This window comes from Actinomadura rubteroloni (assembly GCF_002911665.1).
Taxonomy (GTDB): domain Bacteria; phylum Actinomycetota; class Actinomycetes; order Streptosporangiales; family Streptosporangiaceae; genus Spirillospora; species Spirillospora rubteroloni.
On sequence record NZ_MTBP01000001.1, the window covers coordinates 1,070,811 to 1,088,980 of the forward strand.

General features: G+C 73.5%; 17 protein-coding genes. 6 read left to right on the forward strand and 11 right to left on the reverse strand.

From position 1 onward, the window contains the following. The first annotated feature begins 81 nt into the window (after nucleotides 1-81). From BTM25_RS04725 to BTM25_RS04735, 3 genes are all read left to right on the forward strand, one after another. Nucleotides 82-1,230: a DUF6745 domain-containing protein gene (locus BTM25_RS04725; RefSeq protein ID WP_205647961.1), complete on the forward strand. Its 1,149-nt coding sequence runs from the start codon at nucleotides 82-84 to the stop codon at nucleotides 1,228-1,230. A 17-nt stretch (nucleotides 1,231-1,247) separates the two neighbouring features. Continuing rightward, entirely contained in the window at nucleotides 1,248-1,718 is a 471-nt protein-coding gene (locus tag BTM25_RS04730) for a hypothetical protein (RefSeq protein WP_205647962.1), read from the forward strand. A 72-nt stretch (nucleotides 1,719-1,790) separates the two neighbouring features. After that, a complete protein-coding gene (locus tag BTM25_RS04735) occupies nucleotides 1,791-2,300 on the forward strand; it encodes a DUF6985 domain-containing protein (protein ID WP_103561507.1) in 510 nt (169 codons plus the stop codon). Between the two features lie 3 nt (nucleotides 2,301-2,303). On the opposite strand, the gene BTM25_RS29475 is transcribed toward BTM25_RS04735, so the two are convergent. The 3 genes from BTM25_RS29475 to BTM25_RS04745 all read right to left on the reverse strand — a co-directional run bounded on the left by BTM25_RS29475 (nucleotide 2,304) and on the right by BTM25_RS04745 (nucleotide 4,402). Next, nucleotides 2,304-2,459, reverse strand: coding sequence for a hypothetical protein (locus BTM25_RS29475; protein WP_168212004.1), 156 nt, complete (start codon nucleotides 2,457-2,459; stop codon nucleotides 2,304-2,306). A gap of 87 nt (nucleotides 2,460-2,546) precedes the next feature. Next, the gene (menC, locus tag BTM25_RS04740; RefSeq protein WP_103561508.1) at nucleotides 2,547-3,647 is read right to left on the reverse strand and encodes an o-succinylbenzoate synthase; all 1,101 of its coding nucleotides are present in this window, start codon (nucleotides 3,645-3,647) and stop codon (nucleotides 2,547-2,549) included. Further along, entirely contained in the window at nucleotides 3,644-4,402 is a 759-nt protein-coding gene (locus BTM25_RS04745; protein WP_235828239.1) for a GNAT family N-acetyltransferase, read from the reverse strand. The genes menC and BTM25_RS04745 overlap by 4 nt, the downstream gene beginning before the upstream one ends. 96 nt (nucleotides 4,403-4,498) lie before the next feature. Between BTM25_RS04745 and BTM25_RS04750 the strand changes: the two genes are divergently transcribed. Then, on the forward strand, nucleotides 4,499-5,347 hold the full coding sequence (locus BTM25_RS04750; protein ID WP_103561510.1) for a 3-methyladenine DNA glycosylase: 849 nt from the start codon (nucleotides 4,499-4,501) through the stop codon (nucleotides 5,345-5,347). Here BTM25_RS04750 and BTM25_RS04755 read toward each other — a convergent pair. From BTM25_RS04755 to BTM25_RS04775, 5 genes are all read right to left on the reverse strand, one after another. Further along, nucleotides 5,337-6,545 carry an RNA polymerase sigma factor gene (locus tag BTM25_RS04755; protein WP_103561511.1) on the reverse strand — a complete coding sequence of 403 codons (1,209 nt, stop codon included), beginning with the start codon at nucleotides 6,543-6,545 and terminating at the stop codon, nucleotides 5,337-5,339. The two genes, BTM25_RS04750 and BTM25_RS04755, sit on opposite strands and share 11 nt — an antisense overlap. A 4-nt stretch (nucleotides 6,546-6,549) precedes the next feature. Further along, nucleotides 6,550-6,945: a YciI family protein gene (locus tag BTM25_RS04760; protein WP_103561512.1), complete on the reverse strand. Its 396-nt coding sequence runs from the start codon at nucleotides 6,943-6,945 to the stop codon at nucleotides 6,550-6,552. Nucleotides 6,946-7,039: 94 nt separating this feature from the next. Then, a complete protein-coding gene (locus tag BTM25_RS04765) occupies nucleotides 7,040-7,624 on the reverse strand; it encodes a tetratricopeptide repeat protein (RefSeq protein WP_235828242.1) in 585 nt (194 codons plus the stop codon). Nucleotides 7,625-7,713: 89 nt separating this feature from the next. After that, nucleotides 7,714-8,907 carry an NYN domain-containing protein gene (locus BTM25_RS04770; protein WP_103561514.1) on the reverse strand — a complete coding sequence of 398 codons (1,194 nt, stop codon included), beginning with the start codon at nucleotides 8,905-8,907 and terminating at the stop codon, nucleotides 7,714-7,716. A 152-nt stretch (nucleotides 8,908-9,059) separates the two neighbouring features. Further along, entirely contained in the window at nucleotides 9,060-11,492 is a 2,433-nt protein-coding gene (locus tag BTM25_RS04775; RefSeq protein ID WP_103561515.1) for a sigma-70 family RNA polymerase sigma factor, read from the reverse strand. 181 nt (nucleotides 11,493-11,673) lie between these two features. Here BTM25_RS04775 and BTM25_RS04780 point away from each other — a divergent pair, with 181 nt between their 5' ends. Further along, on the forward strand, nucleotides 11,674-12,462 hold the full coding sequence (locus BTM25_RS04780) for a nucleotidyl cyclase domain-containing protein (RefSeq protein ID WP_103561516.1): 789 nt from the start codon (nucleotides 11,674-11,676) through the stop codon (nucleotides 12,460-12,462). A 359-nt stretch (nucleotides 12,463-12,821) separates the two neighbouring features. On the opposite strand, the gene BTM25_RS04785 is transcribed toward BTM25_RS04780, so the two are convergent. The 3 genes from BTM25_RS04785 to BTM25_RS04795 all read right to left on the reverse strand — a co-directional run bounded on the left by BTM25_RS04785 (nucleotide 12,822) and on the right by BTM25_RS04795 (nucleotide 16,271). Next, the gene (locus BTM25_RS04785; RefSeq protein WP_103561517.1) at nucleotides 12,822-13,721 is read right to left on the reverse strand and encodes a hypothetical protein; all 900 of its coding nucleotides are present in this window, start codon (nucleotides 13,719-13,721) and stop codon (nucleotides 12,822-12,824) included. Further along, nucleotides 13,718-14,341 carry an RNA polymerase sigma factor gene (locus BTM25_RS04790; protein WP_407923367.1) on the reverse strand — a complete coding sequence of 208 codons (624 nt, stop codon included), beginning with the start codon at nucleotides 14,339-14,341 and terminating at the stop codon, nucleotides 13,718-13,720. Before BTM25_RS04790 ends, BTM25_RS04785 begins: the two co-directional genes overlap by 4 nt. A 313-nt stretch (nucleotides 14,342-14,654) precedes the next feature. After that, nucleotides 14,655-16,271: a DUF7800 domain-containing protein gene (locus BTM25_RS04795; RefSeq protein ID WP_103561519.1), complete on the reverse strand. Its 1,617-nt coding sequence runs from the start codon at nucleotides 16,269-16,271 to the stop codon at nucleotides 14,655-14,657. Nucleotides 16,272-16,449: 178 nt separating this feature from the next. Here BTM25_RS04795 and BTM25_RS04800 point away from each other — a divergent pair, with 178 nt between their 5' ends. Further along, nucleotides 16,450-18,150 (forward strand): hypothetical protein, encoded by a 1,701-nt coding sequence (locus tag BTM25_RS04800; RefSeq protein WP_103561520.1) that lies wholly within the window; start codon nucleotides 16,450-16,452, stop codon nucleotides 18,148-18,150. Nucleotides 18,151-18,170: the final 20 nt, after the last annotated feature.

Sequence of the window (18,170 nt, forward strand, 5' to 3'; positions counted from 1 at the left end):
AAATAAGGGTTGCGCACGGTGCGGCGGGGCCGTCACCATGATCCGCATGATCTCTGGAAAGGCGGACCGCGAAGTCCTCCGGTGAGCCCCGCTCACGACCGCCCGGCCGACCTGCTGGAGCAGGCGCTCGCGTCGCGCGACGACTGGCTGGGCCGCGCACTGTCCACCGAACCCGCCGACCGTCCCGCCGCCGAGGCGGCGATCACCGGCCTGTACCGGCTGCTCGGCGCGCCGCCGCCCCGGTTCGTCTGGGTGCCGTCCCCCGGCGCCGCGATCGGGCACCTCGATGACGACCGCATCGACGTGCGGAATCTGCCGCCGCGCGGAGACGGCCCGCTGCCCGTCCGGCTCGCCGACCGGATGATGGAGTTGCGGCACCGGCTCCGCGACCGGATCGTCCGGCGTCCGAACCGGCAGGGTCTTCAACGGCGCGGCGATCCCCGCGTCGCGCTCGATGACGTGCTGGATCGGGCGCTCGGCGAGGCCGTCCGCGCGACCGTCCACGAGAACGTCGGCGGGCCGCTGCGCGCGGTGTTCGCTCAGGCAGGGGGCTCGTTCACCTGGTACGGCCAGCACGACGCCGCGTGGCTGACGGCGTTCGACGTCCGGCGCCGCCTCGGGCTGCTGCGGACGTCGCCCGGCGAGGACGCCGAACTCGACCTCTGGGCCGCCGTTGCCCGCTCCTGCGGCTGGTGGTGGCCCCGGGACGGGACGTGCGTCGTCGCGGAACGTCCGGTCGAAGTCCATACCGAGCCTGTGCCGGGCTCCGAGCTCGGAGTGCTGCGCCTCCATCACGGCGACGGTTTCGCAGTGCGGTACTCCGATGGCTGGGGCGTCCACGCCTGGCACGGAACCCGCGTGCCCGACTGGGTGATGACCGATCCCACCCCCGAACGCATCAGGCAGGCCGTCAACGTCGAGGTGCGGCGCTGCGCGATCGAACGCATCGGATGGGACGTCTACATCGACCAAGCGGGCCTGACGCTCGTCTCCACCGCGTCCGATCCCGGGAACCCGGGCTGTGAACTGCGGCTCTACAGCCTGCCGCCGTCGCTTCTCGCGGCACCATCGCGCGTGCTGCTCGCCGTCAACGGGTCCGTCGAACGGGACGGGCACCGCCGCCGCTACGGACTCGGCGTCCCCGGTGACATCGACGACCCCGTCGCTGCGGCGGGCTGGTCGTACGGCCTCACCGCCTCCCAGTACGCGCGGCTCCAGCGCCGCACCTGACCCCCAAGGTGATGCACATGAACCTGGCAGAACTCACCGCCCGCACCGGGCTCGACGTCCTCGACCACCTGGAGACGCAGGTGGCGATCCCCGTCCTGGACGGCCTCCAGGCGCAGGGCGACCTGCTCGTCATCCCGTTCGACGTCGTAGCGGACGCGGTCATCCCGCCCACCGACGATCGGTGGCGTCCCGTCCCGCACGCGGGCATCGAGGTGCTGCGCGGGGCGGCGGGCGGAAACCCGCACACGCTGACGGCCGAGCACGGCACCTGTCACTGGACGGACGACGCCACCGATCACGAACGCCTCACTCTCGGAATGCTGTGCGCGACCCGTCCCGTGTACCTGATCCATCCCGAGCACGGCGCGTCCGGCATCGCGCCCGGAATGTACGTGATCCGGCGGCAGCGCGAACGCGCGATGGAGAACCGGCGGAGATGGACGGGGACGAATTTCTCCGCCGACCCGGACCGCTACATCGCCGACTGACGCGGCCGTCCCGGAAATGTCGGAGGCGGCTGGCAGGATGCCGGTCGCCGGCTGTCGCGGGAGAGGGGCGTCATGGACTTCGTCTGGCAGGACTTCTTCTGGACCACCACCCTGCGCGTCGCGGGCGATCGCGGCTCGATCGTCCTCGACGGGATCGGGAACGCCGCCGACGCGCCGGTGACGCTCGCCTACGCCCCCGAGGGCGGCCGGGACGACTCGCCGCTCACCGCGCGGGAGATCGCGTCCGTCCGGGACACGATCGACGCGCTGCCGCGCATGTGGGAAGCCCTCCAACCGGACCTGCTGACGGCCTATGAGGACGTCCGCGCCTACCCGCCCGGCGGGGGCGGCCTGCCCTCGCCGGACCCGGCGTCCGGTGTCCGGCCGCTGGTGGACCTGACGCACGTGACCGTCCATCCGCTCGCACGGGACGGGAGGCCGTACGTCGGGCTGGAGTTCGCCTGCCCGTGGGACGACGGGGACGGCGTCGGCGTCCTCATGAACGGCGACCGCGTGGTGGAGGTGGGTCCCGCCGACACGGCCGCGCTGCCGTGGCTGGCCCGGCACGACGCGGCGGGCTGACGGTCAGGACGGCGCGGGCAGGTCGCGCGCGGGGTCGGCGTCGGGGTCGTCGCGGTCGGGCTCCAGCCAGTCGTCGTGGTCGTCGCCCGGGACGAACCAGTGCAGCAGCCGCCGCAGCGGTCCGTCGGGCCGGACGTTGTCGTCCTCGCGTTCGGACACGGATCCCCCCAAAGCGTCGCCGGCGCCGCCCGGCAGGCGGCTCCGCGACAGCTTGCCCGACGGAAGGTTTCGTCGACGTATGCCGCGCTACAGCGGGATCCATTCGGAATCTGTCGTGACTTCGGCGAGGCGGTCGGGGCGGGGGGCGGCGCCGATGCCGGGGCCGGACGGGACGGTGAGGTGGCCGTCGTCCAGCACGAACGGCTCGGTGATGTCGTCGGTGAAGTAGCGCGAGGAAGCGGAGGTGTCGCCGGGCAGGGTGAAGCCGGGCAGGGCGGACAGGGCGAGGTTGGCGGCGCGTCCGACGCCGGTCTCCAGCATGCCGCCGCACCAGACCGGGAGGCCGTGCGCGCGGCACAGGTCGTGGATGCGGCGCGCCTCCAGGTAGCCGCCGACCCGGCCGGGCTTGACGTTGACGACCGAACAGGACCCGAGCGAGATCGCGGCGGCGGCGTGCGCGGCGGACTCGATCGCTTCGTCCAGGCAGAGCGGGGTGCGCAGGCGGCGGGCGAGGGCGGCGTGCTGGACGAGGTCGTCCTCGGCGAGCGGCTGTTCGATGAGCAGCAGGTCGAACGGGTCGAGACGGGCGAGCAGCGGCGCGTCGGCGAGCGTGAACGCGGCGTTGGCGTCGACCTGGAGCAGCAGGTCGTCGCCGAACCGCTCCCGGACGGCCCGCACCGGCGCGACCTCCCAGCCCGGCTCGATCTTCAGCTTGACCCGGACGTACCCCTCGGCGACATATCCGGCGACGGCGTCGAGCAGCGCGGGCACCGAGTCCATGATCCCGACGGAGACGCCGCACGGCACCCGGGACGCGGACGCGCCGAGATAGGCGGCGAGGGACGTCCCGGCGGCGCGCAGTTCGGCGTCGAGCACGGCCGTCTCCAGCGCGGCCTTCGCCATCCGGTGGCCCTTGAACGGGAGCATCGCGCGCTCGGCGGCGTGGGCGTCCACGGTCCGGGGGAGGGCGGGGACGAGGAAGCGGCGCAGCACGTCCGCCGCGCCCTCCACGTACTCGGGCGAGTACAGCGGGTCGGCCATCGCGACGCACTCGCCCCAGCCCTCCGCGTCGGACGTGACGACGCGGACGAGCAGCACGTCCCGCGCGGTCTCGGTGCCGAACGACGTCCGGAACGGGAGGGCGAGCGGCAGCGCCACGCGGCGCAGCTCCACGCCCTCGATCTTCACCGGACCTCCCGCGAGGAGGGACGCTCCACAACATAGTGCGAACGGTGATGGATTCCAGCGACATGCCCGCCTTCGGCCAGCAGGCCGCCGAGCGCCTCGCGGAACATCCGCCGCCACGCGCGGGCGGCGAGCGGGTCGGTGCGGCGCAGCGCCTCGATGTCGTCGGGGATCGCGACGAGCAGTACCGACGAGCCGTCCCGGCCGCGCGCGGGCAGCCCGACGCGCTCGCCGAGGATCACCGGCGTCCCGGGCGGGACCGGGCAGCCCGGCGGGCTCCCGTGGACGGCGTCGGCGACGCGCGGATCGTCGAGCGGCCATTCCACGAGCAGCCGGTCGGTCTCGTCGCCCCGGTTGATCGCGTCCTGCACCGGTCCGTAGAAGGACGGCAGGTACTCGGTGGCGCGCGCCGCGAGTTTCCCCAGATTGAAATAGGCGTTGCGCCGGACGAGCGGGTCGAACGTCCAGGTGATCCGGGTCAGCCCGCGCTCCAGCGCCCACTCCCGCTGATGGACTTTCAGCGCGAATCCGGCACCGGGTTCGATCGTCCCGGTGACGTGCGAGTGCAGCGTCGTGCCGGGCGGGTCCGCGAGGAACCCGGCGGACGCGCCGACGAGCCGTCCGTCCCGGTACGCGCCCGCGACGTAGTTGCCCGTGTGGGCGAGGGCCGCGAGCAGCTCGACGGGGGCGGGGTCGCCGCCCGGGTCGGGCCGCCAGATGGTCTCGAAGAGGCGGCGGACGTCCGTGAACTCCGCCATGCCGCGCAACATGCGCACTTCTACGCCGGTCACCCTCCCCATGTGACCATGTGCGCTCCGTCAGCACGACACCGGGGTGCTGAGTAGCATGCACCGGTGGAGGCATGGGAGCCGGAGGTCTGGCGGGCGCGGGCGGCGGCCCACCGGGAGCGCGTGGAACAGTGGACCGGCCCCTACCTGCGGCGCCGGGAGCGCGGCGAGGCCCATCCCGTCGAGGACTTCCTGTTCACCTATTACTCCTGCCGGCCGGGACGGCTCGTCCAGTGGCATCCCGGCGCGGGCGTCGTCCTGCTCGGGGCGCGCGGGTACGGCCGCGACTACCGCGACACCGCCGACGGCGCCGTCCTCGACACGTCCGCGCTGCTGGAGCGCCGCCGCGCCTCGGTGGCCTGGATCGGCCGGCTGCTCGCCGCGACGGCGTCCCGTCCCGCGCACCTCGGCTGCTTCGGCCTGCACGAATGGGCGATGGTGTACCGGACGCCGCACGTCCGGCACGAGGCGTGGCCGCTGCGCCTGCCCCCGGACGCGGTCGCCGCCGTGGTGGACGAGCGCGGCGTGCGGTGCAGCCACTTCGACGCGTTCCGGTTCTTCACGGACGCGGCCCGTCCGCTCAACGTGCTCCAGCCGTCCCGCGACACCCAGCACGACCTGGAACAACCCGGCTGCCTGCACGCCAACATGGACCTCTACAAATGGGCGTACAAGCTCTCCCCGCTGATCCCGAGCGACCTCGTCGCGGACTGCTTCGCCCTCGCCCGCGACATCCGCGCCGTGGACATGCGCGCGAGCCCCTACGACCTCGCCGCCCTCGGCTACCCGCCGATCCGCATCGAGACGCCGTCCGGCCGCGCCGAGTACGCCGCCGAACAACGCGCCTTCACCGACCGCGCCACCCCCCTCCGCGCCCGCCTCTACACCGCCTGCGAGGCGCTGCTCAGGGGGTGAGGTGGGCGGCGCGGGCGGTCAGGTAGAGGCGTTCGGGGACGCTCGGGGTCAGGTCGGCGGCGCGGCGGTATTCGCGGATCGCGGCGGACGTGTCGCCGGACATCTCGTGCAGGTGCGCGCGGGCGGCGGCGAGGCGGTGGTTGTTCGGGAGACGGTCGTCCAGGGTGGCCAGGAGGGACAGGCCGGCGGACGGGCCGTGGGTCATCGCCGTCGCCACCGCGCGGTTCAGCGTGACGACCGGGTTGTCGGCCATGCGCTCCAGGACGTCGTAGAGGGCGAGGATCTGCGGCCAGTCGGTCGCCTCCGCGCTGGCGGCCTCGTCGTGGACTGCCGCTATCGCCGCTTGGACCTGGTAGGGGCCGGGGGCGTTCCGGGGGAGTGTGCGGGTGAGGAGGGCTATGCCTTCGTCGATGGACGCGCGGTCCCAGCGGGTCCGGTCCTGCTCGGCGAGCGGCACCGGGAGGCCGTGCGCGTCGGCGCGGGCGTCGCGGCGCGCGTCGGTCAGCAGCATCAGCGCGAGCAGGCCCGCCGCCTCGCCGTCGGCGGGCAGCAGGCGGGTGACGAGACGGGCCAGCCGGATCGCCTCGCGGGCCAGGTCACGGCGTTGCAGTTCGACCCCGCCGGCCGTGTAGCCCTCGTTGAAGATCAGGTAGAGGACGTGCAGGACGGCCGCCAGCCGCGCCTCCCGCTCGGCGGGCTCGGGCAGCCGGAACGGGAGCCGGGACGCCGCGATGCGCGCCTTCGCCCGGCTGATCCGCTGCGCCATCGTCGCCTCCGGGACGAGGAAGGCCCGCGCGATCTCCGCCGTCGTCAGCCCGCCGACCGACCGGAGCGTCAGGGCGATCGCGGACGGCGTCGTCAGCGACGGATGGCAGCACAAGAACAGCAGGACGAGCGTGTCGTCCCCGGAGACCGTCCCCGGCGGCGTCGCGGACCGGTCGGCGAGGACCCGCTCCTCCCGCGCCCGCCGCGCCGCGTCCCCCCGGATCTGCTCCACGAGCCGCCGGCTCGCGACCTGCACGAGCCAGCCGCGCGGGTTCGCCGGGACGCCGTCGCGCGGCCACTGGTCCAGCGCCGCGATCAGCGCCTCCTGCACCGCGTCCTCGGCGGCGCCGAAGTCCCCGTACCGGCGGGTGAGCACGCCGACGACCTGCGGCGCGAGCGTGCGCAGCAGGTCGTCGGGGGCGAGGTCGTCCAGCGGGTCAGACCTCCGGCTCGGAACCGATCGGACGGACCTCGATCGGCATGTTCAGCGGCCGTCCCTGCGGACCGGGCGCGGCGGACGCTGCGGCGGCCAGTTCCAGCGCCCGCCCCTCGGTCTCCACGTCCACGATCCAGTAGCCCGCGAGCCACTCCTTGGTCTCGGGGAAGGGACCGTCCGTCACGACCGGCGCGCCGTCCGCCCCGGCCCGGACGATCCGGGCCGTCGCGGGCGAGGCGAGCCCCTGCGCGTCCACGAGCTCGCCGTCCGCGACGAGCTTGGCGTTGTAGTCGCGCATGAACGCGACATGCGCCCGCACCTCGTCCGCCGACCACGACGCGATGTCCGGGAAGTCGGTTCCGGCGGCGCTGTACTGCATGAGCATCATGTACTTCATGTCGGGCTCCGTTCCCCGCGTCCCCCTGCGGGACGCTTTCACCCGGAGGTCGAAGCCGCCCGTCCCGTCCTCGACATCCGCCGGAAAAAAATTCTCAGGCGTTCTTGAGCAGGTCGTCCAGCATCGCGTCGTAGTGGTCCTCGGGACGTCCGAGGTCGATCCGTGCGCGGTAGCGCAGCCGCAGCAGCGCCTCCAGGCTGTCCTCGGCGAGCGCGGTCTCGTCCGCCGGGGCGCCCGCCGCCCGGACGGCCAGCACCACGTCGGCGCCGTTCGTCGCCCACTCGTGGCAGCCCGCCGTGTCACCCTGCTCGTACAGCACCTCCGCGACCGCCCGGTACACCTCCGGGTCGCGCGGGGCGTCGGCGCGGATGTCGTCCACCAGCGCGCGGGCCTCGGGGATGCGGCCGAGCTTGAACAGCGCGTCCGCGAGGTAGGCGCGGGCGTCGCCGTAGGTCTCGCCGCCGTCCTCCAGCGCGGCGCGGTACAGCGCCGCGGCCGCCTCGTGGTCGCCCGCGTGCTGCCACTGTTCCCCGGCGCGCAGCAGCACGTTGGCGCGCGACACCCCGCCGGACACCGCCTCGGCCAGCTCGGCGAGACGCCGGGCCGCCGCGATGTGATCGCCGGTGCGCAGGGTGTCGAACTCCAGATCGTCGAGATCGTCTTCCGTCACATGCGTCACGGTTCAACGCTACCCGCCGGTCGGCGACCGAAGCGGGCGAATTGCGTGATGATCGTGAATCGGCTACACGTCCGGACGGCGTCGAAGCCCTATCTGCGGGCGCGTTCGAGCGCGTCCCAGAATCCGCGCCGCAGGGCGTGTCGCACCTCGTCGTGGAGCAGGAAGTCGATCGGCAGCGACGATCCCTGGAGCAGCCGGGCCTCCAGGTCGGACGGCATGCGCGGCTTGCGGGCGAGCACCGCCTCCAGCCACAGCGCGGGCGCGTCGCGGGCGACGGACTCGCCGAAGTCCTGGCCCTCCTGGTGCGCGGCCTTCACCGCGTCCGAGAGCGAGGGCGCGGTCTGCTGGACGGGACGCGGCGCGATCTGCTGCGGCCCGGTGTACGGCCCGTGCTGCTGCGGCGGGGGCGGGTAGTTCGTCCCGCCGGTCTGCGGCGCGGACGTCGGCGGCGCCGGGAACGGCGGCGGGGTCACCGGCGGCGCGGGGAACGGCGACGGTGTCGCCGGGGGCACGGCGGGCGGCGGCGTCAGCCCGGTCAGCCCGTACTCCGGAGCGGCCGACGCGTAGTCCCGCGCGACGTAGTCCTTGTCGCGCGCCGCGTACTCCGCCGCGGGCACCGGCTGCCCGGTGAGCGGCGTGGACGGCGGCGCGGACGACGCGCTGCGCGGCGCCGGGGCGAGCGCGGCGGGCGTGCCCGACCCGTTGGAGGAGTGCCCGTTCGACAGCGGCCCGGACGAGGCGTCCCCGCTGCTCAGCAGGTTCACGTACGGCCGTAGATGCCCCGAACCGATCTCGATGAGGTCGTCGCACTCCTGCCGCAGGACGCGGGAGATCGTCCAGTTGCCGTCCACGGCGATGTGCAGGACCGTCACCCGGACGCCGAACTCCTGCGCGTCCGCGACGACCCGCGCGATGTCCTCGTCGCCGCTGACGACGACGGCGTCGGCGAGCGCGCCGTTGCGGGCCAGCGTCATGAGGTCGCGGTGGATCTCGGCGTCGACGCCCTCGCGCCGTCCGGGGCGGACCTTGCCGATCCGCAGCTTGAGTCCGGGCAGGTCGGCGAGGGATTCGTGCTCGGGCGCGCGGCGTCCCTCGGACGTCGCCTCGTACCAGTAGCAGCGCAGCAGCGGGCAGCCGGTGCGGTCGCGGGCGAGGCCGCCGAGCAGTTGCAGCAGGCCGCCGAAGTCCCAGGACACGGCGTCGCGGTGTCGCGTCCCGTGCACCGCCATCGCGCCGTCGGCGAGGAGGTAGCCGGCGTCCACGAACAGGGCGCAGCGATCCATGCGACACCGCCTTTCCTCAGCACGGACGGGCGTCAGTCAACCTCGTGAAGCCCAGGAGTCACGCAGGCCGTTACGGTGATTCGCCACTCTTTCACGACGATCGTCCGCGGCGCGACCCCCCGCACGCAGGTTTTCGCACGTCGCCGTGCGCGTCAGGTGCGTGTCGGTGCCGTGACGGTGACGACTCCCACGAGAACGGCGTCCCGTCCGGTGCTTAGGGTCAGGACCGGACGGTCGTTCAGGCTCGCCGAAAACCGGTCCACGTCCAGGCCGAAGGTGAGTTTCGTGCCGAGCGCGCCGGGCGTGGAGCCGTCAAGAACGTTGTTCGGGGAACGGTCGCCGGTGAGCGGTGTGAGCGGGCGTCCGGCGAGGGAGAGGGCGTCGCCGGGGAGGTCCGCGTCGCCCTCCCACGCGACGAGCCCGATCGTCGCCGGGCGCGCCGCCGCGAGCAGCCCGTTCGGCCGGACGTCCAGCTTCGCGGCGGACTGCGGACCGAGCGCGGTCGTTCGGTCCAGGACCATCGCCTGCTGGAACGGCGCCTGTGCGTCGCGGACGACGACCACCAGAGCCCACCCGGCATACCGTCCGAAGCCCGACTCCGCGGGCGCGTCCGCCCCCCACCAGACACCGCCGCCGTGTGCCCGCACCAGCGCGGTGACGTCGGCGAACGCCTGGTAAGCAGGACCGTTCGGCAGCTCCGCGGTGCCCGTCTCGGCGGCCCGGACGGTCGTGTACGCCGACGTTCCGGGCGCGCGGAGCCGCATCGTGGCGCTCCCCGGCGAGGTCGAACCGGACCAGTAGAGCCCGGCCCACAGGACGTCGGACGGCGCGTCGAGGCGGGCGGCGCTGGACGTCCGGGTCGTCGGGTCGTCGTCGCGGTCGATCGGCCGCATCGAGTAGAGGTCGTCGTCGCGGCTCGGGCCGCGCCGGTCCATCGCCTGGCGGCAGTCCGAGCGCGTCGCGTCGCAGCCGAGCAGCGCGTTGCCGGTCTCGACCGTCCGCACCCGGCCCTCGGTCGCGAACCGGGCGGGCATCCCGTCGGCGGAGACGCCCTGGTCGGCGCGGGCGGACACGGCCGTCCCGCCGCCGCTGAGGGTGAGCCGCGCGGGTGGGCCGAGCGGGGCGTCGCGCGCGACCCGGACGCGCAGGTATGCCGACGTCGTCGCGCCCGCCGGGACCGGCGCGTGCGTGCAGACGACCCGCGCGGTGCCCTGCGGCCGGCACGCCCAGCCGCCGCCGGGGGCCCGGACGGGCGTGAACGCGAGCCCGAGCCGTCCGGAGCGGGCGCCGTCGTAGGCGACGCCGGGCGGCAGGTCCACGGCGGCGGCCAGGTCGTCGGTCGCGCCGCGTCCGTCGTTGCCGACCGTCATCGCGACGATGCCGGGACGGTCGCGGACGAGCGCGCCGACCGTCCCGATCCGCGCGGTGACGTGCGCGGGCGGCCTGCTCGGCGACGCGGCCGGGGACGTGTTCGCTACGGGCTCGGCGGGCGCGGGCTTCACGGGCTTCGGCGCTGGGGCCGGGGGTTTTGCGGGCTTCGCGGGCTTGGGAGCGGCCGGTGGCGCGGCGGGCGGGGCCGCGACCTGGTGGGGCTGATCGGTCTGCGGACGTCCCGACGGGGACAGTGGCGTCGCGCCCGAGGCCAGCATCAGCGCCAGCGCGGCGGCGGCAGCGGCGACGGCCGCCGCGACCCCGCCGCCGACCGCCTGCTGCTGCCGCTTGGGCAGCCGCCGGAACCGGGTGACGACCCACGTGCCGCCCCAGCCGCCCTTCGCCAGGTACGCCAGGCCCGCCGCGCCGAGGATGATCGGCCCGAGGCCGTCCCGCAGCGCCGTGTTGACCTGCACCAGCTCGGCGTAGATCGCGGAGCAGCGGGCGCAGCCGCGCAGGTGCGCCTTGACGGTCCGGGTGTCGCGCTTGGCGAGGCCGTCCCGGACGTACGCGCCGAGCTTCTCCAGCACCGGACGGCACGCCTCGTCGGCGGGCGGCGGGTTCCCCGCGACGGGCGCGGCCGGATCGGCGAGGTGCATCTGCAGATACGCCTGCCGCAGCCCCTCGCGGGCGCGGTAGGCGAGCGCGGCGACGCCGTTGGCCGTCAGCCCGAGCAGCGGCGCGACCTCGGCGGGCTTGGCGCCCTCGATCTCGGTGTGCCACAGGACGGCCCGCCACCGTTCCGGCAGCGACCGGTACGCCCGGACGATCATCGACCGTTCCAGCCCGTGCAGCGCCGGATCCTCGAACGGCAGGCCCGCGTCCAGGCGTTCCAGCTCGTCGGTGGCCTCGACGCGGCGCTCGTCGCGGTACCGGTCGTAGACGGCGCGGCGCACCGACGTCAGCAGGTACGGCCGGAAATCGGACGCGGGCCCGCCGCCGCGCCCGATCGCGTCGAGGATGCGGGCGAACGCGTCCTGGACGGCGTCCTCGGCGGCGTCCCCGTCGATGAGGTGCCGGGCGAGGCCGCGCGCCGCCGCGAGGTGCCGTTCGTACAGCGGCCCGTACGCGGCGAGGTCGCCGGTGCGGACGCGCGCGATCAGCGCCGCGTCGCTCGGCTCGGCGGGGGCCGGGCTCGGCGCGTTCTCGGCCACGGGGGTCTCCTTGCCGTCACTTCACCGGCGCATTGCCGGGCCTCCGGGGGATCGACCGCTCACTGTAGTTCCTTGACCACCCACTGTCGCAGTAAATGGTCGGGCAAACCGCGTCATGAGACGCGTGCAACGCCGTGGGAGGGAGTGACGGCCGGACGGACGAACGGAGGGCGACGGCGAGATGGTGCATCTCTGGGACGGGAGGCGCCCCGGGGAACGGCTGGTCCCGGGCCCGGGGGAACTGCGCGAGCGGTGGCGCTGCCGGAGCGCGGAGACGGGCTGGGCGCTGACGGGCGACTGGTGGACGCCGGCCGTCGAGTCGGTCGTGTCGGCCGCGTGCGGCGAACCGGGCCTGGCGGCGGCCTGCAAACGTCTCGGCGAGGCGCGCGGCCGGGCGGGCGTGGGCATCGGCGAGACCCTGGAGGACCTCGGCGCCCTCTTCGCCGAGCTGAACTGGCCGGACCCGCCGCTGTCGCTGGTCCGCTGCGCCGCCGAGGGCTGGGCGGACGGCGGCACGCCCGAATCCCCGGACGTCACCTGCGAGGACCCGCTCACCGGCCTGATGACCGCGTCCTACCTGCGCAGCCGCCTCACCGAGCTGTACCGGGAGGCGGGCGGCGTCCCGGACGGCCACACCCTCCTCTTCGTCGACCTCCCCGAGGGCGACGAACCGTGGCGACGCCTCTCCCGCTCGCTCGTCGTGGCCCACGAACTGCGCGAGGTCTTCCGCCGAGGCGAAACGGTCGCCTTCACCGGCCCCGCCCGCGCGGCGGCCCTCATCCCCGCGGGCCGCCGAGCCGAAGCCGACGCGGTAGTACTCCGCCACCTCCTGGAACAGGCCCTGGGCGCGAGCGACGAAACCGAACTCTTCCACTCCCTCTTCGGGACGAACGGTTTCGGCGTCCGCCTGGCCCCCCTCCCCGAAGACCTGCGGACGGCCCTGGCCCTGCTGGAGCCGTCCGCTTCCTGAGCCGCCCGTCCGGCCGCTGGGGCGCGGCCGGACGGGCGGCCCCGGCGCGTCCGTCCCGAGGAGGGGGCGGGACGGACGCGCCCCACCCGTCTCCCCGCGCGGCCTTCCCCCCGCGCGGGGCACTCCGCCTCCCCCTCCCACCCACCAGAAAGGCCGCACAACACGACCCTTCACCCTTCCCCGCAACGCCTCACCCACGCCGCAAGAGCCGCCTTGCCACGTCCCTTCCCCCGCTGATGGTTGATCCAGCGATCTGTTGATGTGGCGGTGGCCGGACCGGTGACGGGCTGGTTCGCCTGCAGGTCGGCCGGTGGCGCTGGTCAGGTGGTCGGGGTGACGGGGCTAGTGGGGGCACCTGGCTAGTTCGGCTGGGGGCGGTCGCCGGGGCGCTCGTCCGGGTGCGGACCTACGAAGAGCATGACCTGGCCGGCGGCCCACAGGGCGGCGTCGTGGACGTACCAGGTGCCGGGGATCTGGCCCGGGTAGGCGACCTTGCTCTCGTTGCCCACCATGTATCGGTACTCGGGGACCGTGACGTGGCGCTTTGCGAGTGCGGCCAGAACCTCTGCCACCGGTCGCTTGCGGAAGGTCATCCCGTGCATGACCTCACCGCGGGCGTCGGCCTGGGCCGTGCTGTTGTAGTGCTCGCCAGGGCGGGCCGCGCGTGCGAAGGCGACTGCCGCGTGTCCCTTGTAGTCGACCGGGACGCGTACGCCCACCGGGCAGGTGTCACCGCCGCCGGGCACCTCGCAGGCGCCCTTCTTGTTGATGGGGGTGATATCGCCTTCGATCATCACCACGGTCCCGACGATCGAAGGGGAGGACGGGATGAGCTTCAGGTCCACATCGAGCCCGTGCTTGGCGAACTCCTCCTTGTAGCGCTCGGGGTCGGCGTACGGGTCGCGGATCCGCACGTCGATGTGGCCTCCGTTGCGTGTGAAGGTGAGGGCCGCGGCCAACTCGACCTTCGGGGCGTGGGAGGCCGAGGGCCTGGACGGTACCGGCGCCGGGGAGCCATCGCCGGGGGAGACCAGCAGGACCGTTACGGCGGTGGCGCCTGCGAGGCCGGTGGTCAGGAGAGGGAGGCCGATGGCCAGGCGTCGCCGGGTGCGGTGAGGGGACCGGATGTCCGGGGCCTCGGTGGTGGAGGTGACGATGCGGTCGGCGAGCGCGGCGGCGGTGTCCGCGGAGAGCAGGTCGGCGGCGCGGGCGTCGGTGGCGGGAGCGATCCGGCCGATCAGGAGGTCGATGTCGTTCATGCGTGTTCTCCGTGGGCGGCGGCCAGGGTGCGGGACTGGGATGCCGAGGCGCCGCGCCGCTCCAGTTCGCGGGCGAACCGGCGGCGGGCGCGGTGCAGCCGTATTCGCACCGCGTTGCGGGAGCAGCCGAGGACCGTGGCGATCTCGCCGTTGTCCAGGCCCTCCCAGCCGACCAGGGCGAGCAGTTCCCGGTCTCTTTCGGGTAGTTCGCGGAACGCCTCGGCCGCAGGGGCGAGGTCGCCCGGCTCCTCGGGGACGTAACCGGTCGCCAGATCGCTGCGCAAGCGGTCCGCCAAGTCGTGACTCAGCGCCGAGCGGCGGCGCACGCCGCGGTGATGGTTGGCCAGTACGCGGCGCGCAACGCCGTACAGCCACAGCCGGGCCTCGGCGCCGTGCGGCACGGCGTCCAGCCGACGCCAGGCGATCAGGAACGTCTCGGCGAGGATGTCGGCCGCGTCCTGCGGGTCGGACGTACGCCGCAATGCGTAGCCGAGGATCTGTACGCGGTGCGCGGCGTAGAGTTCGTCGAAACGGCACCGCCCGTCATCGGGCGGTCGCGAAGCCTTCGGGGTGGCTGACAAGGGGCACCCTCTCGTCGTGTGGGACCGGACGACCACCACATGTCCGCCACGAGCAGAGCATTTCACCGTGCGTGTGGCCCTGCGCGGGACCTTGCGCGGGGTGCTGGATTCCTACGCGGGTGCCTTTCTCCGTCTGTGCGACGTTCGTCCGTGCGGCGGTTCGCTTCGTCCGCCGCGTCGTCGGCCACTCGCGCGGGGCACCGCGTCGGCCGCGAGGCGCGTGTGCGGGCGCGTGAGTCTGGCGCGCGGTGTCCCTGCGCGGGCGGCGGGTGGTGCGTCTTTGGCCGGTTGTCCGGGCGGCCCCGCGCGGGCGGGAAGCCCGCGCGTGGACGAGGGAGCCGTGCGGGTTGGGTCAGGGGGTGAGGGTTGCTCGGGCGATTGTCTTCAGGTGGTCGGGGGTTGTGGGGGAGTCCCAGTGGACGCGGGCTGCGCGGCCGTTCAGCTCGATTGTCGCTATGGCGTTCTCGAACCACGGGCCGTCCGTCAGGCGCCAGCGGATCGGTGGGGTGGGGACGCGGGCCAGGCGGGCCAGGAGGCGGGGGCCGGTGGCCAGGACGCTGGAGATTCCCAGGCGTTGCGCGAAGCGGAATTTCGGCGGGAGCGGGTTGCGCAGGGGGGAGCAGACCAGTTGTGCGATCTGTGACGTCGTGCCGGGGGAGGTCACGCGGGCCACGTAGGAGTAGTGGACGTCGCCGGACAGGAACGCGATGCTCGCGGGCGCCGGGCCTCGTTCGCCGCGTGCTACGGCGAGGATGTCGCGGGCCACTTCGCGGAACGATGTTCCGAATGCGGCCCAGTGTTCGAGGTCGGCGGCCTGGCGCAGTTTTTCGGCGAAGCGGGCGCCGGCGCGGCCCCAGGCGCCGTCGGCCAGCGCCTCGTTCCATGCCTCGGCGTGGTGGATGCCGGGGGCGAGCAGGTAGGGGAGCGAGCTGGCGATCAGAAGGTGGTCCACGCCGCCTTGGAGTTGGGCGTCGAGCCAGGCGAATTCCTCGTCGTCCAGCATGCCGCGGCGGTCTTCGGTGAGCAGGCGTGAGCAGCGGCTGTCGACGACGACGAGCCTTGTTCCGCCCCATTCGTGCGCGTAACTCCAGCGCATCGTGGCGGGTTCGGCGTCGGCGCGTTCGGCGAAGGCGTCCAGGATCGCGCCGCCGTCGCCGCCGTCTTTGGACGCGTCGCGGACGGCCGCGAGGACCGGGTCGGCCGCGCGTTCGTCCGGTGCCAGGTTCCCCAGGTGCTGGTAGACCCAGTAGGAGCCGATGCCGCCGACGATGCGGTCCCGCCACCAGGGCAGTTCCGCCATCTGGCGGCGCCAGGCCAGCGAGGTGTTCCAGTCGTCGCGGATGTCGTGGTCGTCGAAGATCGCGAAGGTCGGGACGGTCGACAGCACCCACCGCACCGCCGGGTCCTCGCACCACGCGAGCTTGTAGAGGTGGGTGTAGTCCTCGTAGTCGGCGATCTCGTCCTTCGGTTCGGCGTCGGGGCCGCGCCGGGCGTGGACGAACGCGCGCATCTCGTCGCTCAGCTCGTCCGCGTACACCTGGTCGCCGACCATGAGGACGGCGTCGGGCCACGCGGCGTCCGGCCCGGCGAGGTGGTGGGCCAGCGCGGCGAGCGCGTCCAGGCCGTGGACGCGGCGCGGGTCGGGGGAGCGGCGGCACGACCCGAACGACAGCCGCAGCGCGCCGGACACGTCCAGCGTGCGCAGCGCGGGCGCGGGGAACGGCGACCCGTCCTCGGGCCACACGCGCTCCCCGTCGATCAGCACCTCGTAGGGGACGGACGCGCCCGCCGGGAGGTCGGCGACGTCCACGAGCGCGTAGTGGTGGCCGTGGACGGTGAACGTCTCCGCCGTCGCGGCGGCCTCGCCCGCCCGGACGGCCACCTCGCCGGGACGTGCGGTCTCCACCCAGAGCGTCGCGGTGTGTTCGCCGACATGACGGAGAAGGGGGCCGAGCACCAGTGCGGTCATGCCGCTTCTCTAGCGGATCTCCGCCGATTCGTCCACGGAACGCCGCGATGTGTGTTTGGCCGCGAACGTGACTCGCGACCTCCGCGGCCGGACGGGATGTGTGCTCCGGAGCACTATCGGTGCGGCGGCGCGGGGGCCATGCTGTGGCGCGTCGATCATCTCGCCGAGGAGGACGAAGATGCGGGTCCCTCTGCGCGCGTCCGCTGCTGTGCTCGCCGTCACCGCCGCAGGCGCCGCCCTGACCGCGCCCGCCTACGCGGCGGAGCGGCGGGAAACGACGGTCACCACCAACAGTTCGCCGGTGAAGGGCGTGGTGGAGAGCGTCGTACGGGTCAAGGTGCCGTTGCCCAAGGCGGTGGGGCCGCATCCCGCCGCGTGCGACTGGTTGTCGTATCTGCGGTTCCGGGACGTCCACGGGCCGGCGTCCTCGGCGAAGGCGGACCGGATCCTCGTCGCGCAGCCCGGCATCCTGGAGGGCGCGGGCGCGTTCGACAGCGTGGCGCGCAACACGATCACGGCCGCCGCTGCCAAGGGGAAGCACCTGGAGTTCTGGGCGCTGGACCGGCGCTCGAACTGCCTGGACGACACCACCGGTGTGCTCGCGGGACTCGCTGCCAAAGACCCGCATGTCGCGGTCGACTACTACTACCGGAAGAAGCGCGTCGACGGACGGGTGTTCGCCGGGTACCAGTCCAACGACCAGGTGAAATGGCTCCAGAACGTCGGGCTGGAGCAGACCGTCCGGGACGAGTACGACCTGCTGCGCGCCGAACTCCCCGACCAGAAGCTGCGCAAGCGGAAGGTGCTGTGCGGCGGGCACTCGCTCGGCGGTACGCTCACCGGCTTCTTCGCCGAATGGGACTTCGACGGGAACCCGGCCACGACCGCCGACGCCGGATACAACCAGTGCGCGGGGTATTTCGCGCTCGACACCCGCGTCGCGACGTCGCTCATGGGCATGGGCGACTTCCCCAAAGAAATGGTGCCGCTGCTCCAGTTCGGCGCGGGCGCGGTGAAGGCCGGACTGGAATCGGGCGTCGTGCCCCGGACGGTCTCGGGCCCCGCGCTCATCAACGCCGAGACGATGAACCTGCTGGCCATCGCGGGTCTCGCGGCGCGCGTGGCGCCGTCCGGACGGTCCGACCTCGCGACCTACATTCCGTCCAGCTTCAACACCGACACGACGTACCGGCTCCTGTTCTCCAAGGATTTCGCGACGTTCATCGCGGGCACGCCGACCATCGCCGACTTCCGGTTCACCAACGCCGCCGCGCTCGGCGCGCTGCTGGACGACGACTCCCAGCCGCTCGCCTTCCTCCAGGCGAGCGTCGGGTTCTTCTCCGGCGGGCCGGTCGTGGACAAGGACTTCCCCGTCCCGAACGAGATGATCCTGTCCGGGAACGGCGCGTGGAAGAGCCTGCTCGGCACCGAGCGGAAGGCGATCCCCGCGACGCCGGACGGGCCCCAATACGGCTGGCAGAACTACGACGCCGTCAAGAACGTCCCGAAGGCCAAGGACGGGCAGCCGTTCACCACGCCCGCCAAAGAGGTCACCGACATCGCGGAACTCGCCCGCAGCCTGTCGGAGCACCCGCTCGATTTCACCGAGCACTATTTCCCGACGCGGATCGTCACCGACATCGCGCTCGCGGGGGCGCCGGGCGTCGCTGACGGCGCCGTCCACAAGAACGGCATCACGGCCAATCCGGTCATCAACCTGGAGGCCGGGGACGGGCTCGGCACGCGCCACCCCGAGCCCGGCGACGTCATCGCGCCCGGCTACCAGCATCTGGACGTCCTGACGGCCGCGCCGCGCCAGAACGGCGGCAGGCCCGAGCCCATTTCCACCAACCTGGCCGCTTTCGCCACGAAGCCGTGAGTTAGGTTAGCCTTCCCAAA